The 14243-nt window shown below is 71.7% G+C and carries 17 protein-coding genes; 8 read left to right on the top strand and 9 right to left on the bottom strand.

Annotated features, from left to right (window positions below; translation table 11 throughout):
- Nucleotides 1-59: 59 nt before the first annotated feature.
- Both GGQ54_RS00140 and GGQ54_RS00135 read right to left on the bottom strand, forming a co-directional pair.
- On the bottom strand, nucleotides 60-509 hold the full coding sequence (locus GGQ54_RS00140; protein WP_179443543.1) for a DUF3592 domain-containing protein: 450 nt from the start codon (nucleotides 507-509) through the stop codon (nucleotides 60-62).
- Complete coding sequence (locus GGQ54_RS00135; RefSeq protein ID WP_179443542.1) at nucleotides 506-1090, bottom strand: antibiotic biosynthesis monooxygenase; 585 nt, start codon at nucleotides 1088-1090, stop codon at nucleotides 506-508. Before GGQ54_RS00135 ends, GGQ54_RS00140 begins: the two co-directional genes overlap by 4 nt.
- Nucleotides 1091-1165: 75 nt before the next feature.
- On the opposite strand from GGQ54_RS00135, the gene thpR reads away from it, so the two are divergent.
- From thpR to metW, 3 genes are read left to right on the top strand one after another with little or no spacing between them, the layout of a single operon-like run.
- Nucleotides 1166-1741: an RNA 2',3'-cyclic phosphodiesterase gene (thpR, locus tag GGQ54_RS00130; RefSeq protein ID WP_179443541.1), complete on the top strand. Its 576-nt coding sequence runs from the start codon at nucleotides 1166-1168 to the stop codon at nucleotides 1739-1741.
- Nucleotides 1742-1783: 42 nt separating this feature from the next.
- On the top strand, nucleotides 1784-2896 hold the full coding sequence (gene metX / locus GGQ54_RS16620; protein WP_343045797.1) for a homoserine O-acetyltransferase MetX: 1113 nt from the start codon (nucleotides 1784-1786) through the stop codon (nucleotides 2894-2896).
- The gene (metW, locus tag GGQ54_RS16615; RefSeq protein WP_343045796.1) at nucleotides 2893-3501 is read left to right on the top strand and encodes a methionine biosynthesis protein MetW; all 609 of its coding nucleotides are present in this window, start codon (nucleotides 2893-2895) and stop codon (nucleotides 3499-3501) included. Before metX ends, metW begins: the two co-directional genes overlap by 4 nt.
- Before the next feature lie 5 nt (nucleotides 3502-3506).
- Here metW and GGQ54_RS00120 read toward each other — a convergent pair whose 3' ends face one another.
- The 3 genes from GGQ54_RS00120 to GGQ54_RS00110 form a co-directional block, all read right to left on the bottom strand.
- Nucleotides 3507-3950, bottom strand: a complete 444-nt coding sequence (locus tag GGQ54_RS00120; RefSeq protein ID WP_179443540.1) for an HNH endonuclease — start codon at nucleotides 3948-3950, stop codon at nucleotides 3507-3509.
- Nucleotides 3947-4141 (bottom strand): hypothetical protein, encoded by a 195-nt coding sequence (locus GGQ54_RS00115; RefSeq protein ID WP_179443539.1) that lies wholly within the window; start codon nucleotides 4139-4141, stop codon nucleotides 3947-3949. Before GGQ54_RS00115 ends, GGQ54_RS00120 begins: the two co-directional genes overlap by 4 nt.
- A 547-nt stretch (nucleotides 4142-4688) precedes the next feature.
- The gene (locus GGQ54_RS00110; protein ID WP_343045795.1) at nucleotides 4689-5648 is read right to left on the bottom strand and encodes a 5'-3' exonuclease; all 960 of its coding nucleotides are present in this window, start codon (nucleotides 5646-5648) and stop codon (nucleotides 4689-4691) included.
- A 54-nt stretch (nucleotides 5649-5702) separates the two neighbouring features.
- On the opposite strand from GGQ54_RS00110, the gene GGQ54_RS00105 reads away from it, so the two are divergent.
- From GGQ54_RS00105 to GGQ54_RS00090, 4 genes are read left to right on the top strand one after another with little or no spacing between them, the layout of a single operon-like run.
- Entirely contained in the window at nucleotides 5703-6140 is a 438-nt protein-coding gene (locus tag GGQ54_RS00105; protein ID WP_179443538.1) for an Lrp/AsnC family transcriptional regulator, read from the top strand.
- 49 nt (nucleotides 6141-6189) lie between these two features.
- A complete protein-coding gene (gene lnt, locus GGQ54_RS00100; RefSeq protein WP_179443537.1) occupies nucleotides 6190-7818 on the top strand; it encodes an apolipoprotein N-acyltransferase in 1629 nt (542 codons plus the stop codon).
- Between the two features lie 34 nt (nucleotides 7819-7852).
- Nucleotides 7853-8668: a polyprenol monophosphomannose synthase gene (locus GGQ54_RS00095; RefSeq protein WP_218843914.1), complete on the top strand. Its 816-nt coding sequence runs from the start codon at nucleotides 7853-7855 to the stop codon at nucleotides 8666-8668.
- Between the two features lie 23 nt (nucleotides 8669-8691).
- Nucleotides 8692-9228, top strand: a complete 537-nt coding sequence (locus tag GGQ54_RS00090) for an FxsA family protein (RefSeq protein ID WP_179443536.1) — start codon at nucleotides 8692-8694, stop codon at nucleotides 9226-9228.
- Nucleotides 9229-9297: 69 nt separating this feature from the next.
- Here the strand turns inward: GGQ54_RS00090 and GGQ54_RS00085 are convergent, their stop codons facing one another.
- The 3 genes from GGQ54_RS00085 to GGQ54_RS00075 form a co-directional block, all read right to left on the bottom strand.
- Nucleotides 9298-9690 (bottom strand): RNA polymerase-binding protein RbpA, encoded by a 393-nt coding sequence (locus tag GGQ54_RS00085; RefSeq protein ID WP_179443535.1) that lies wholly within the window; start codon nucleotides 9688-9690, stop codon nucleotides 9298-9300.
- A 144-nt stretch (nucleotides 9691-9834) separates the two neighbouring features.
- Entirely contained in the window at nucleotides 9835-11169 is a 1335-nt protein-coding gene (locus GGQ54_RS00080) for an MFS transporter (protein WP_343045794.1), read from the bottom strand.
- Complete coding sequence (locus GGQ54_RS00075) at nucleotides 11166-11966, bottom strand: glycerophosphodiester phosphodiesterase family protein (RefSeq protein ID WP_343045793.1); 801 nt, start codon at nucleotides 11964-11966, stop codon at nucleotides 11166-11168. Before GGQ54_RS00075 ends, GGQ54_RS00080 begins: the two co-directional genes overlap by 4 nt.
- A 51-nt stretch (nucleotides 11967-12017) precedes the next feature.
- Here GGQ54_RS00075 and pdxY point away from each other — a divergent pair, with 51 nt between their 5' ends.
- Entirely contained in the window at nucleotides 12018-12899 is an 882-nt protein-coding gene (pdxY, locus tag GGQ54_RS00070) for a pyridoxal kinase PdxY (protein ID WP_343045792.1), read from the top strand.
- Between the two features lie 6 nt (nucleotides 12900-12905).
- Here pdxY and GGQ54_RS00065 read toward each other — a convergent pair whose 3' ends face one another.
- Nucleotides 12906-14240 (bottom strand): extracellular solute-binding protein, encoded by a 1335-nt coding sequence (locus GGQ54_RS00065; protein WP_179443531.1) that lies wholly within the window; start codon nucleotides 14238-14240, stop codon nucleotides 12906-12908.
- Between the last annotated feature and the right edge of the window lie 3 nt (nucleotides 14241-14243).

The following is a 14243-nucleotide window of genomic DNA, read 5'->3' as shown; positions in this document are numbered from 1 at the left end:
ACCGGCACCAACGCGACCGTGGTCGTGGTTGCGGCGGCGGCCCTCGGCCGGCGGGCCGGTCAGCCGAAGGCCGTCAACAGCCAGGGGCCGATCGCGGCACCCAGCAGGACCAGTGCGCCGACCGCGGCCAGCAGCGGGCCGATCGCATTGCCCGGCCCGTCCAGGGTGAATCGGTCGGGGTCGGCGGGGTCGTAGTAGACGGTCACCTGATCGCCCTCGCGCGCCGGGGCCGGGGAGGAGCCGACATCGGAGCGGGCGCGATGGATCCGGCCGTCGCGCAGCGCGAACTCGACCACCGGGTAGGAAACGCTCGCGCCGCGGTCCATCGACCAGTCGTGGTCAACGTCGAGCGCCACCACCTGGCCCGACGCCCGGACCCCGTCCCGGCGCAGGGCCCGTGCCCGGCGCATCGCCGACCAGCCCATCAGGACGAAGGCCGCGCCGACCACGGCGGCGACGACCCGGATCATCGTCACCATGGTGCCGAAATCGGGAATCCCGTTCCTCATCGCCGCCCCCTCGGTCGCGCGTGCAGCCACGGGCGCAGCAGCGCCGTGATCCACGGCAGGAAAAGATAGGTCATCAGGGGGGTCAGGACGACGGTCGCCAGCAGCACCCGGACGGGCAACGGCCACCCGCCGATGACCAGACCGAGCAGCCAGTTGACCAGCAGGCTCAACGGGAAGAAGACCACGAAGATGCTGACCGCCTGCTTCCAGCGCGGCGGTGCGGTGATCATCATCGGTTCGCCGGCGCCGGTCTCGCCGACCGGCACGTCGAACCAGCCCTCGATGCCGGTCAGTCGCTGCTCGCGATGCGTACGCACCAGGTCGCTGCCGGCCGCGATCCACCAGGCCCGCTCCGGCGACCCTTCCCAGGCCGCGAGGCTCTCCGGATCGGCGAACCGGTAGAGCATGTGCCAGGCGCGCGGCTCACCGGGATCGCGGACCCAACCCGAGCCGAGATAGCCCGGCGCCTGCCGCGCGAGATCCTGACCCGCCCGCGCCCAGGCATCGGCCTCGCGCGCCTGGGCCGGGTCGACGAGCCGGGTGACCGCGACCGTGACCGCGCTGTGGCGTACCTCCTGCACGGGCCCAGCCAATCATCCGCGACCGGCATTCTTCCAGCGGCCTGGCTCTGCTCAGGGGCCTAGACTCGCCGGGTCATGTCGCACCGGATGTTCGTTGCCGCCCTGCCGCCCGAGGATGTCATCGACGATCTCGACGCCTTCGTCGAGCCGCGCCGCGGCGCCGACCCGCGGCTGCGCTGGACGCCGGCGGAGCAGTGGCACCTGACGACGGCGTTTCTGCCGCGGGTCCCCGATCGCGCCGTGGAGCCGTTGATCGCGGAGCTGACGGCCGCCACCTCCGTCGTGCCGCCCTTCGCCGCGGCCCTGACGGGTGCCGGCTGTTTCGGCCCGCCGGATGCCGCGCGTGTGCTGTGGCTCGGTCTGGCGCCGGGCGCCGATGAGCTCGCGCGGCTGTCCCGGCGTACCCGGAGCGCGGCGAACCGGGTCGGCGCCGAACCGGACGGGAGCAACTTCACCGCACACCTCACCCTCGCCCGGGCCAACCGCCGTTTCGAGGCCGGCCGCTGGCTGCAGATCCTCGACACCCACCGCAGCCGGCAGTGGACGGTCGACGAACTCTGGCTGATCGCCTCCCACCTCGGCGAGGGACCTCGCGGCCGCGCGCGACACGAACGCCTGGCGGCGCTCCCACTGGCCCGGTCCACCTCCTGAGATGCCGAGCGCTCGGCGCGGGGCCCCGCCTAGCGTGCCGGGGTGCCGACGGTCCGCCTGTTCGATCGTGATCATCCCCTGACGCTCGCGAGCGGGGCGATGATCGATCAGGTCGATGTCGCCTACACCACGCACGGCACCCTGAACGCCGCCGGCGACAACGCAATCTTCGTCTGCCATGCCCTGACCGGCGATTCCCACGTCGCCGGGGTCGACGAGAACGGGCGGCGCGGCTGGTGGGACACCATGGTCGGTCCCGGCCGGCCCCTGGACACCGATCGGTACTTCGTGATCTGCCCGAATCTGCTCGGCGGCTGTCGCGGCACCACCGGTCCGTCCTGCGCCCGGGCGGACGGCGGCGAGGCCTGGGGCCTGGACTTCCCGCTGCTGCAGATGGCCGACCTGGTCAGGGTGCACCGGGCGCTGCTGGACCACCTCGGCGTCGACCGGCTGCATGCCGCGGTCGGCGGGTCCCTGGGTGGGATGCAGGTACTGGAATGGACCCTCACCCATCCCGGGCAGATCGACCGCGCGGTGATCATCGCCGCCTCGAGCCGGCTGACCGCGCAGAACATCGCCTTCTCCGCGGTCGCCCGGGAGGCGATCCTGCGCGATCCCGGCTTCGCCGGCGGACGGTACGCCGAACGCGGCACCACGCCGGCGACCGGGCTGTCCATCGCCCGGATGATGGCCCACATCACCTACCTGTCGGAGGAGGCGATGTCGGAGAAGTTCGGCCGGCGGTTCCAGAGCCCGGACCGCGCCGGCGGCGGCTTCGGCGTCGACTTCGCGGTGGAGTCCTATCTGGCCCACCAGGCCAAGTCGTTCCTGACCCGGTTCGACGCGATGTCCTATCTCTACCTGACCCGGGTGATGGACTACTTCGACCCGTTCGCCGGGCCGGCAGCGGCGGCGGGCGCGGTGGACGCCGGCACCGATTTCTTGATCATGTCCTTCGACTCCGACTGGCGCTTCGACTCCGGCCACTCCCTGCGCATCGTGCGGGAGCTGGAACAGGCGGGGGCGCCGGTCACCTTCCGCGAGATTCCCTCGCCCTGGGGCCACGACTCCTTCCTGTTGGAACTACCCGCCTACCAGTCCACCGTGGCCGCCTTCCTGGACAGCCCCGCCCGCGCCCGCGCGGTGGCCGCGTGAGCCTCGTCGGCGGCCTGCGCCGCGACCAGTTGCCACTGGTCGAGTTGGTGCCGCGCGGCGCCCGGGTGGCCGATCTGGGCTGCGGCGACGGCGCGCTGTTGGCGTACCTGCGCGATGACCGGGGCTGTAGCGGCACCGGGGTCGAGATCGACCCGGACGCCGTCCTGGCCGCGATCCGGGCGGGCGTACCCGTCATCGAGCGCGATGTCGACGACCAGGTCGCCGACTTCGCCGACGACTCCTACGACGTGGTGATCCTTTCCCAGACCCTGCAGGTGATCCAGCACCCGGCACAGGTGCTCACCGAGATGCGGCGGATCGCCCCGACCATGATCGTCTCCGTGCCGAACTTCGGGCTGTGGAGGCACCGGCTCCGGCTGCTGCGGGGGCGGATGCCGATGTCGCGGGAGCTGCCGCACGCCTGGTACGACACGCCGAACCTGCACCACACGACCCTGGTCGATCTGGAGGACCTGTTCGCGTCCCTCGGGCTGCGGATCCGGACCCGGGTGGTGCTGGACGAGTCCGGCCAAGTGCGCCGCTGGTCGCGCCGCGCCGCGAACCTGCGCGCGGGCTCAGCCGTCTACGAGCTGCGCCGCGACTGACCCCGTCAGCGGGCGGCGAGGGCGGCGCGGGTCGGCGTCCGCGGGATCCAGGCCAGCCGCATCCGCGCCTCCTCCGGGGTCCGGTTGGCCTTCCGTGCATTGCACGGGCCGCAGGCTGCGACCGTGTTCGACCAGGTATTTCTGCCGCCCCGGGAGACGGGCACCAGGTGGTCCACCGTGCTGGCGTGGCCGGCACAGTAGGCGCAGGTGTGGCGGTCGCGGCGGAGCACGCCGCGCTTGGTCCAGCCGGGGGCCCGGGCGTACAGGAAAGCGGTCTTGACGTAGCGCACCAGCCGCAGCACCAGCGGCCAGGGATAGGGCCCGATCACCGCGCCCTCGCGGGCCTCCTCGACGATCGCGACCTCGCGGACGAGCATGCCGATGGCGTGCTTGACCGAGACCGTGTGCAGCGCCGTGTTGTCCGCGTTGAGGACCAGGACCCCGCTCATCGCGCCGCGCCCTCGCGCCGGCCCGGGACGCGGGGATCAAAAAACCGCCCGGCGCACGGCGCGAGCGGTTCAGCGAGGTGTGCGACGACACGCACACCCATCGGCGGGCGGCTGCCTATCCGCGTCGCGAGGTGGTGGGGCAGCAGAACGGCGCGGCCGTCCTCCGGCCGCGTGCCGATGAACTGTCGCATCTCGCCTCCTCCGCTGCTTCGGGCGCATCGCCGACGGTGCCCGGCCCGAGCGGCCGGACGGGAACAGAGTAATGAGCATCCGGGGAATTGTCACCGAACTTCTCCGGTCGCCGCGGGCTCGACCTGCAGGCGCGGGCTGGACCGGCAGGTACGGGCTCAACTGGCAGACGCGGGCTCAACTGGCAGGCGCGGGTTGAATCGGCAGGCGCGGGCTGGACCGGCAGACGCGAGGGTTGCACCGTTCGCGGGTGCCGGTTGGGCTCGCGGATGTCGCGGGTACGCCGGTGCCGCGGGCTCAATCTGCAGCCGCGGACTCAACCGGCAGGCACGGGCTCAACCGGCAGCCGCGGACCCGACCGGCAGGGTGCGGGATGTGGGCGTTGGGCGCCGAGCGCACCGATCTGACTCTCGGGGGCGGCAGCGGGAGCGCGCGCGGCGTGGCGGCGCGGTTGCGGTCTGCGCCACCCGCGACGAGAGTCAGATTGGTGCGCCACCCGCGACCTCGACCGCCGACCCGGCCCGAACCAAAGGACCGCCCGACCCGTTCTCAGCCGGCCCGGGCGGCCAGGGCCTTCCGGATCCGGTCGGCCGAACTGCCGAGGCCGTGACGCTCCGCCAGCTCGTCGAACCGGGCGCCGGGCGGGCCGGGGAGCGGTCCGGGCTGGGGGAGGGGCAGGTCGCGGGCCACGCGTACCACCTCGCCGGCGACCCCGAGATAGTCCACGGCGTCGGCAAGCTTGCGCCGGGTGGCGGTGGTCAGCGACGAATCGGAATCCATCGCCGCACGCATCAGCCCGGCCAGATCGTCGTACTCGCCGAGCAGGCTGGCGGCGATCTTCTCACCGATCCCCGCCACCCCGGGAATGCCGTCGGACGGATCGCCGCGCAGGACGGCGAAGTCGGCGTACTGCCACGGCGCGATCCCGTACTTCGAGCGGACCCATGCGTCGTCGACCTCGGCCAACCGACTCATCCCGCGGGCGGTGTAGACGATCCGCACCGGATGCTTGTCGTCGACGAGCTGGAACAGGTCACGATCACCGGTCACCACGTCGACCGGGCCGGACCAGGTCGTCGCCAACGTGCCGATCACGTCGTCGGCCTCGTAGCCGTCCGCGCCGATCACCGGCAGCCCGAGCGCATCGAGCACCTCCATGATCACCGGGACCTGCGCCTCGAGCTCGTCCGGCGCCTCCTCGGCGGTGCCGGACTCCGCGCCCACCCCGCCGGCCCCCACCGGCGCGCCGGCCGGCACCCGGGGCGCGACCCGGTGCGTCTTGTAGCTCGGCAGCAGCTCGACCCGCCACGACGGCCGCCAGTCGTTGTCCCAGCAGCAGGCCAGCGCGTCCGGGGAATAGTCGGTGATCAACCGCGCGATGAAGTCGAGCAGGCCTCGCACCGCGTTGACCGGGCGGCCGTCGGGGGAGCGCAATGTCGACGGCAGCCCATGGAACGCGCGGAAGTACAACGAAGCGGTGTCCAACAACATCAGGCGCCCGTGACTCACCCGGTGATTCAATCACGCGGCCCCCGGTCGGATCGCTACTGCAAGGATGGGGGGATGGAGGAGACCGATCGCCTGATCCTGGAGCTGCTGGCCCGCGACGGCCGCATGTCCTACACCGACATCGGCAAGGAGACCGGCCTGTCGACCTCGGCCGCGCAACAGCGGGTACGCCGGCTCGAGCAGCGCGGGGCGATCACCGGCTACCACGCCCGGATCGACCCCGGCGCGCTCGACCGGACGCTGACCGCGTTCATCGCGCTCCGCCCGTTCGACCCGAGCCAGCCCGACGACCTGGCCGAGCGGATGGAACCGATGAGCGAGGTGACCTCCTGCTACTCGGTCGCGGGAGACCCGAGCTATTTGATCAAGGTGCAGGTGGAGAACCCGCTCGCGCTGGAGGCCCTGCTGACCCGGATCCGGACCGAGCTCGCCGTCTCCACCCTGACCACGCTCGTCTTGTCGGTACCGTTCGAGGACCGCCCGGTCGTCTAGGGGGTACGCACATCCGGCCGCGCTGCGTGGCGTCGCCTACGCTGTCTTGGTGACCGCTCAGCAGGTACGCGCGCCGCAGCCGACGACCCCCCGGGTGCTGGTGCCGCGGCTGCGCGGCCCGGCCAGGATGGGCGCCGCGGCGCTGATCGGCCTGCTCGCCGGACTCGGCTGGGAACCCACCGCCGCCTGGCCGCTCACGCTGTTCGGCGTGGCGGCGCTGACCCTCGCCTGCATCGGGCTGCGACCGCGGGCCGGATTCGGCGTCGGCTTCGGATTCGGGCTCGGGCTGATGGCCGTCACGGTCGGCTGGACCTATGTGATCGCCGTGCCGGTGGCCGCGGCGCTGGTCGCCTTCGAGGCTCTGTTCTTCGGCGGGCTCGGTGCCGCGCTGACCCTGGTCACCCGGTTGCCGGGCTGGCCGGTGTGGGCCGCCGCGGCCTGGTCGCTGTGCGAGTTCAGCTACTCCCGGGTCCCGTTCGACGGCTTCGGCTGGACGCGGCTGGCCTATGTGGCCGTCGACACCCCGTTGGCCGGGCTCTTCGCCTTCGTCGGGGTGAGCGGGGTCAGCTTCCTCGTCGCGCTCGCCGGCCAGGGCCTCGCGGCCCTCGTCGCGGCCTGGCCCGACCCGGCCGCCCGGCGCCGCGTCGCGGCACAGGTGATCGTCGTGGCGACCGCGGTTCTGCTGGCCGGTCTCGGCGGGCGGGCATGGCAGCCCGAGCCCGCCGCCGGCGTCGGGGCGCCGGTGCGGGTCGGCATCGTCCAGGGCAATGTCGACGGGGTGGGCATCGGCGCGATGGGCCGGGCCCGGTCGGTGACGAACAATCACCTCAGCGAGACCGTCGGCCTGATGGCGCGGGTGAACGCGGGGGAGTTGCCCCGGCCCGACTTCGTCCTGTGGCCGGAGAACTCCACCGACATCGACCCCACCACCGATCCGCAGACCGGCCAGATCGTGCAGGCCGCCAGCGAGCTGACCGGCGTACCGATCCTGGTCGGCGCCGTGATGGACGGCCCCGGCGCCGACGAACGACAGACCGCCGCGCTGTGGTGGGATCCGCACATCGGCATCACCGCCCGCTACAACAAGCGCAATCTCGTCCCCTTCGGCGAGTACATCCCGCTGCGCCAGGTGTTGCTGCCGCTCGTGCCGATGCTGCGGCTGGTCGGCGCCCAGTCGGTGCCCGGCACGGAACCCGGGCTGATGCAGGTACGCCTCGGCGACGGGCGGGCCCTGGCGATCGGCGACGTGATCTGTTTCGAGCTGGCCTGGGACAGCACGGTCCGGGAGGCGACGTCGGGGGCGCAGTTGTTCGTGGTGCAGTCCAACAACGCGACCTATCTGCGTACCGGCCAGCTCGACCAGCAGTTCGCGATCACCCGGGCCCGGGCGATGGAGACCCGGCGGGAGGTGGCGATCGCCACGACCAATGCGCTGTCGGGTTTCGTCGACCGCAACGGCACGGTGCTGTGGGAGGCCACCCCCGGCGAGCCGGCGTCCACTGTCGTGGAGATGCCGGTACGCGAGGCCACCACCCCGGCGATGGCGATCGGCGCCCCGCTGACCTGGCTGCTGGCGGCGCTCGGTGCCGGGGCGATCGGCGTGGCCATCGCACGGACGGTGCTCCGCGGGCGGGTAGCATCGACGGGCATCGCTTCCGGCCGCGCGGCCGGCCGGTGACGCGCCCCGACCCACCATCACCGAGGTGACGAATTTGTCAGTTGACCCGGCCCTGGCGACGACCCCGCTGGTCATCGTGCCGACCTACAACGAGGCCGACAACGTGCCGTCGCTCGTCGGCCGCCTGCGCCGGGCGGTACCGGCCGCGCACGTGCTGATCGCGGACGACAATTCCCCGGACGGCACGGGCCGGATCGCCGACACCCTGGCGGCGGCCGATGATCACGTGCATGTGCTGCACCGGCGCGGCAAGGAAGGCCTCGGCGCCGCGTACCTCGCCGGTTTCGGCTGGGGGCTGGACCGCGGCTACGGGATCCTCGTGGAATGCGATGCCGACGGCTCGCACGCGCCCGAGGAGCTGCCGCGGCTGCTGCACGCGCTGTCCGGTGCCGACATGGTGAAGGGTTCGCGCTGGGTCCGCGGCGGCCGGCTGGTGAACTGGCCCCGCTCGCGCGAGCTGCTGTCGCGCGGCGCGAGCCTGTGGGTGCGGATGTGGCTCGGCATCGGGGTCAAGGACTCCACCGGCGGCTACAACGCGTTCCATGCCCGCACGCTGCGCGGGCTGGAGCTCGACGACATCGCGTCGGCCGGCTATTGCTTCCAGGTCGAGTTGACCTGGCGGGCCGTGCGCAATGGGTTCAGCGTCGCCGAGGTGCCGATCACGTTCGTCGAGCGCGAGCACGGCGCGTCGAAGATGGGCCGCGCGATCGTGATCGAGGCGATGATCCGCACCGCCTTGTGGGGGCTGGAGCATCGCGTCGGTCAGTTGCAGCGGCTGCTCACCGGTGGCGTGCATCGGGCCCGCCGTCTGCGCGGCCGGTCGAAGCAGGTCCACCGCGCCCGACATTAGGGGCGGCTTGGCACCATGGGGTCATGACCTCGCCCGTGCAGCCGCCGCCGGCCGGCACCCCGCGGCGCCGCAACGGATGGGCCTCGCTGGCGATCCTGGCCGGGCTGATCGCGCTGCCGGTGGCCGAGATCTGGGTGCTGATCGCGCTGGCCGGACAGATCGGCTGGTGGACCCTCCTCGTGCTGCTCGCCGGAGCGTTGCTCGGCGGCTGGCTGATCCGCCGGGAGGGTGCCCGCGCCTGGCGCAAGCTGGAGAGCGCCGCCCGCAGCGGGGCCGAACCGGGGCGCCCGCTGCTGGACGGCGCGCTGGTGCTGATCGGCGGGGTGGCGTTGATCATCCCCGGGCTGATCACCGACGTGATCGGCCTGCTGTTGCTGCTGCCGTTCACCCGCCCGGTGGCCCGGGCCGCGCTCGGGGCGTACCTGAATCGCCGGTTCGGCCGGCTGCGCGACCAGGTCGACACCTTCCGAGCACGCGGCGCCGGCATGGTGATCGAGGGCGAGGTGGTCGATCCGCCGGACGATCCCGAGCCGGGGCAGCGGCGCACGATCGAGGGCTGACCGGGCCCGGACATGCCGATGGCCCGGATCATCGGACCCGGGCCATCGGTCAGCGTTGCCGATCGTGCGTCAGCGGCTGGTACGCCGGGACGCGCGCGGCCGTTCGGCCTTGGAGATCTCCATCGGAGTCAGCTCGCCGGCGCGGAGCAGGTCGAGGCGCTCGTGCAGCAATTCCTCCAGCTCGGAGATGGAGCGCCGTTCCAGCAGCATGTCCCAGTGGGTGCGTACCGGCTTGGCCTCCTTGGCCTCGCCCTTGACACCGTCGGAGCGGACGGCCTCGGCGCCGCAGCGCGGGCACTCCCACTCGGTGGGCAGCTCGGCCTCGACGGCGAACATCTTGGTGAAGTGGTGGCCCTTCGGGCAGTCGAAACCCAGCTCCTGGCGGGCGGCGAACTCGACTCCGGCCTCGTCCTCGAAACTCTTGCTGCCCAAGCCCGTACCACGCAGTGAACGGTCAGCCATGATTCCCTGCCTTTCCTTGGACTAGCTCCTACAACGTCGCGGCGGCCACGAATGTTCCCGCCGCCTTCTCATGGTGGCACGCGTGGGGGCAACCTGTCGCCCGTGTCGAGCCGTCACCGCTGTCCAACGTCTGTCCCGCAGGGATCATTCCCTCCCGCTCGGCGAGCCGTCGCCGACGGCCGGATCCGGTGCCGCCGCCGGGGTGTTCGGCAACCGCCACAGCAACAGACCACCGGCGAGCAGCAAGACGACGATGCCGAGCGTGCCGAGTCGGTCGCCTCCCCAGGCAGCGAACGCGGCGAACAGCGCCGGGCCGACGAACGAGACGGCGCGGCCGGTCGTGGCGTACAGGCCGAACATCTCGCCCTCGTGCCCCCGCGGCGCGAGTCGCGCCAGGTAGCTGCGCGACGAGGCCTGCGCGGGCCCGACCGCCAGGCACAGGATCAGCCCGAAGATCCAGAACATCGTCGGGCCGCTGACGAACAGCAGCACGGTGCCGGCGCCGACCAGCAGGGCGAGCGAGGCCATGATCACCGGCTTCGGGCCGACCCGGTCCTCGATCCGGCCGCCGATCACCGCGGCCAGGCCGGCGACCACGTTCGCGGCGATGCCGAAGATCAACACCTGGCTCTCGCTGAGCCCGTAGACGGTGACCGCGAGCACGGCCCCGAAGGTGAACACGCCGGCCAGCCCGTCTCGGTAGAGCGCGCTGGCGAGCAGGAACCAGACCGCCGACCGCCTGGTCTGCCAGAGGGTGCGAACATCGGCATACAGCTTGCGGTACGCCGCGATCGGCCCGAGCGGTCGCGACCCCGGCGGCGGGACATTCCTCGGCACCGCGAACAGCACCGGAAGGCCGAAGATCATGAACCACACCGCGGCCCCGACGGCGACGACCCGATACTTCATTCCCTCGTCCGCGGTCACCCCGAACCAGCCGACCTCGGGGGCTATCAGGCCGAAGTAGACCAGCGCCAACAACACGATCCCGCCGAAATAGCCCATGCCCCAGCCGAGTCCCGAGACCCGGCCGACATTCGCCGGCGTCGAGACCTGCGGCAGCATCGCGAAGTAGTTGACCTCGGCGAACTGGAAGCAGACATTCCCGAGCCCGATCAGCACCAGACCCGCGAGCAGATAGTCGGGGGAGTCCTTGATCGCGAAGAGCGAGAACATGATCAGCCAGGTCAGCGCGGACCACACCCCGAGGCTGGAGCGGCGGCGGCCGCGCGCATCGGCGCGCTGGCCCATCACCGGCGCGAAGACCAGGATCACCAGGCCGGTGATCGCCATCGCGCGGGCGACGTACTCGGTGCCGCTGACGGGCCCCTCGGCCGGAGCGACCGCCCGGGCCAGGTAGGGCACGAACACGAAGGTCGTGATCACCGCATTGAACGCCGCCGATCCCCAGTCCCACAGCGCCCACGCGGCGGCGGCGACCCGGCTCGGACGCGGCGGCACCGCGTCGCCGACGCTCACCACAGACCCCGTTCGATCAGCACGTCGCGCAGGGTATCGATCCGGTCGCTGACCAGGCCGTCGACACCGAGATCGATCAGCCGGCCCATCTCGTCGGGGTCGTCGATCGTCCACGCGTGTACCTGCCGTCCCGCCGCGTGGGCGCGGGCGACGAAGCGCGGGGTGATCACCGGCACTCGGATGCCCCGCCAGGTGTGACTGACGGGCACCTGGTAGGCGTACCCCGCATCCGGGTCCCGGCGTGGGGCAAGCGGGGCGAAGGCATTGCGCGCGACGGCGAGGGGTCCGGCGGAGGTGGCGACCGACGGTCCGGCGAGCCGACGGAACGCCCGCAGCCGAGATGACGAGAACGACCCCACGCAGACCCGGTCCGCCGCACCGTGCCGTCGGATCGCGGCGGCCAGCGGCGCGACGGCCGCGTCCGCCTTCAGGTCGATGTTGAGCCGCGCGTCGAAGGCGTCGAGCACCTCGGCCAGGGTCGGGATCGGCTCGCTGCCGCCGATCCGCGCCCGGCGTACCCGGGCATACGGCAGCTCGCCGATCCGGCCGGTCTCGTCGGTGACCCGGTCCAGCACGCTGTCGTGGAAGGCGACGAGCACGCCGTCGGCGGTCGCATGCACATCGGTCTCCAGGTAGCGATAGCCGAGCTCGACGGCGTTGGCGAACGCGGCCAGCGTGTTCTCCTTGCCGAGGTTGGCCGGCAGCAGCGCGCCGCCGCGATGCGCGAGCGCGACGAAAGGGGAGTCGAAGTACGGGTGACGCGGAGGAGGCGAGGAATCGTCGCGGACGGGCGGCACGCTGAATTCTTGCATCGCCCGCCGACGGCGCGGCAGTGGCACAATTCCGCGGTGACCACCGTCTTGTCGATCCAGTCCACCGTCGCCTACGGCCACGTCGGGAACTCGGCCGCCACTTTCCCGATGATGCGGCGCGGGGTGGAGGTGTGGCCCGTGATCACCGTCCACTTCTCCAACCACACGGGCTATGGCCAGTGGCGCGGCCCGCTGCTCACGCCGGACGACGTCCGCGAGGTGGTCACCGGCATCGATGAGCGTGGCGTCCTCGGCCGGGTCGACGGGGTGTTGTCGGGGTATCAGGGTGCGGAGGCGATGGGCGCGGCGGTGCTCGACGTCGTGGCGCAGGTACGCCGGCGCAATCCGGCCGCGGCGTACTGCTGCGATCCCGTGATGGGCGATGTCGGTCGCGGTATGTATGTCCGACCCGGCATTCCCGAGTTCATGCGCGACACCGTGGTGCCGGCCGCGGACATCGTCACCCCGAACCATTTCGAGCTGGAGTTCCTGGTCGGCCGGGCCCTGCCGACGCTGCCGGACGTGCTCGCGGGGGCCCGTGAGCTGCGCGAGCGCGGGCCGCGCGTGGTGCTGGTGACCAGCGTCGACGTGCCCGAACTGCAGGCGGGGCTGCAGGCGGACGGGCTGCAGGGTGAGGGGCTGTCGATGGTCGCCGTCGACGGTGATGGCGCCTGGAGCGTGACCACCCCGCGGCTGGACCGGACCTTCACCGGCTCAGGCGACCTGACGGCGGCGACATTCTTCACCGAGCTGCTGGGCGGCCGGAGCACCGCCGAGGCGCTCGGCACCACGGCGGACGTGGTCCATGCCGTGCTGCGGATCACCACCGAGGCCGACAGCGCCGAGCTGGCCCTGGTCGCCGCCCAGGACGAGATCGCGCAGCCGTCGCGGACCTTCGAGGTACGCCCGGCCGGCTGAGCGTGATCAACGCCCGAGCCCGGGCGAGACCGGACAGTACTGATCGAGCTCGGGTTGCACCCGGCGGGCGATCTCGGCCATCGCCTCGTCGGGCCCGCTCTGGCCGAGCAGGACGCCCTCGCGCGCGGTGTTCATCGCCTCCCACAGGGCGGGCCCGACCGGCAGGGGCGGACGCGAATGCCCGTAGCCGCCGATCAGCAGATCGGCGAAGAAGCGCTGGTCGGCGATCAGTGACTCGTCGCTCAGCATCGCCGTTCGGGTGGGCAGGTAGTTCTGCCGCTGCACCCAGACCGCCTGACCCTGCGGCGATGTCATGAACTTGATGAACTCCCAGGCGTCCTCGACATTGGCGGCGCCGGTCGGGATGGTGAAGCCGGACCCACCCGACCACGAGTAGGGCTCGTCGCCGTCGGCCCGCACCGGAAGATAGGTGACCCCCCAGTCGAGCTTGGGGGCGTACTTCTTGAGGTTGAAGATGAAGTTGGAGAACACGACGCTGGTGGCGAGCCGGTCGTTGAAGAACGGGGACTGGCTGGGCGGTGCGTTCGGCGGCTTGTAGGTGGCCACGAATGCGTCGACCTTGGGGTAGTCGAGTCGCCGGGCCCAGTCGCGGTAGTCGGCATAGACCTGACGAAAGCCCGGGTCGTCCACGGCGATCCGACAGCTCGCCTCGTCGAAGATGACCGCGTCATTGGCCAGACACCAGGTGAACGGCCAGGCCTGTTCCTCCCACGGGATGAAGCCGAGGTGGGTGTAGCTGCCGGCGGCGTCGGTCCGGCTGACCTTGTCGGCGATCTCCCACACCTGATCGAAGGTGGGCGCCCCGCGGGCCGGATCGAGCACCGCCGGGTCGACGCCGCTGTCTCGTAACAGGCCCTTGTTGAAGTAGAGACCGCGGCTGTCGGTGTCGAACGGGATGCCGTACACAGCCCCGTTGTAGGCCGCCTCGTTGACCGTGAAGGGTAGGAAGCCGCCCAGCAGATCGGCGTCCTCGCCCGCCAGCAGCGGGGAGAGGTCCTGCAACAGTCCACGGCTGCCGAACTGCGCGAAGGTGAACCGGTCGCCGAGAAACACATCCGGCGCGGTGTTCCCGCGAATCGCGGTGATCAGCAGCGTCGCATCGTCGTCGCCGCGACTCTGCACCGTGACCAGCCGGACGAGTTTGCCGGGATTGCGTTGCTGGTAGGTCTCGGCGAGTATGCCGAGCGACTCCATCATGTCCGACGAACCGCTCTTCACCCAGACCACGATCTCGTTCGGCCTGCGGGCCGGGGCGCAAGCTGCCCAGGTGGGCACAGCCGCTGCGCCTGCCGCGGCCAGCAGCAGGGTCCGGCGACTCACTGG

Source organism: Naumannella cuiyingiana (assembly GCF_013408305.1).
GTDB classification, from domain to species: Bacteria; Actinomycetota; Actinomycetes; order Propionibacteriales; family Propionibacteriaceae; genus Naumannella; species Naumannella cuiyingiana.
Note: the sequence above shows the minus strand (reverse complement) of the source record. Positions and strands in the feature narration are given on the sequence as shown.

Excerpts from the sequence above, each read along its gene's own strand:
- GGQ54_RS00140 (WP_179443543.1), bottom strand. The coding sequence starts at position 509 with ATGAGGAACGGGATTCCCGATTTCGGCACCATGGTGACGATGATCCGG.
- GGQ54_RS00120 (WP_179443540.1), bottom strand. The coding sequence starts at position 3,950 with ATGAGCGGGGTCCTGGTCCTCAACGCGGACAACACGGCGCTGCACACG.
- GGQ54_RS00105 (WP_179443538.1), top strand. The coding sequence starts at position 5,703 with ATGGAGGAGACCGATCGCCTGATCCTGGAGCTGCTGGCCCGCGACGGC.
- thpR (WP_179443541.1), top strand. The coding sequence starts at position 1,166 with ATGTCGCACCGGATGTTCGTTGCCGCCCTGCCGCCCGAGGATGTCATC.
- GGQ54_RS00090 (WP_179443536.1), top strand. The coding sequence starts at position 8,692 with ATGACCTCGCCCGTGCAGCCGCCGCCGGCCGGCACCCCGCGGCGCCGC.
- GGQ54_RS00115 (WP_179443539.1), bottom strand. The coding sequence starts at position 4,141 with ATGCGACAGTTCATCGGCACGCGGCCGGAGGACGGCCGCGCCGTTCTG.
- GGQ54_RS00085 (WP_179443535.1), bottom strand. The coding sequence starts at position 9,690 with ATGGCTGACCGTTCACTGCGTGGTACGGGCTTGGGCAGCAAGAGTTTC.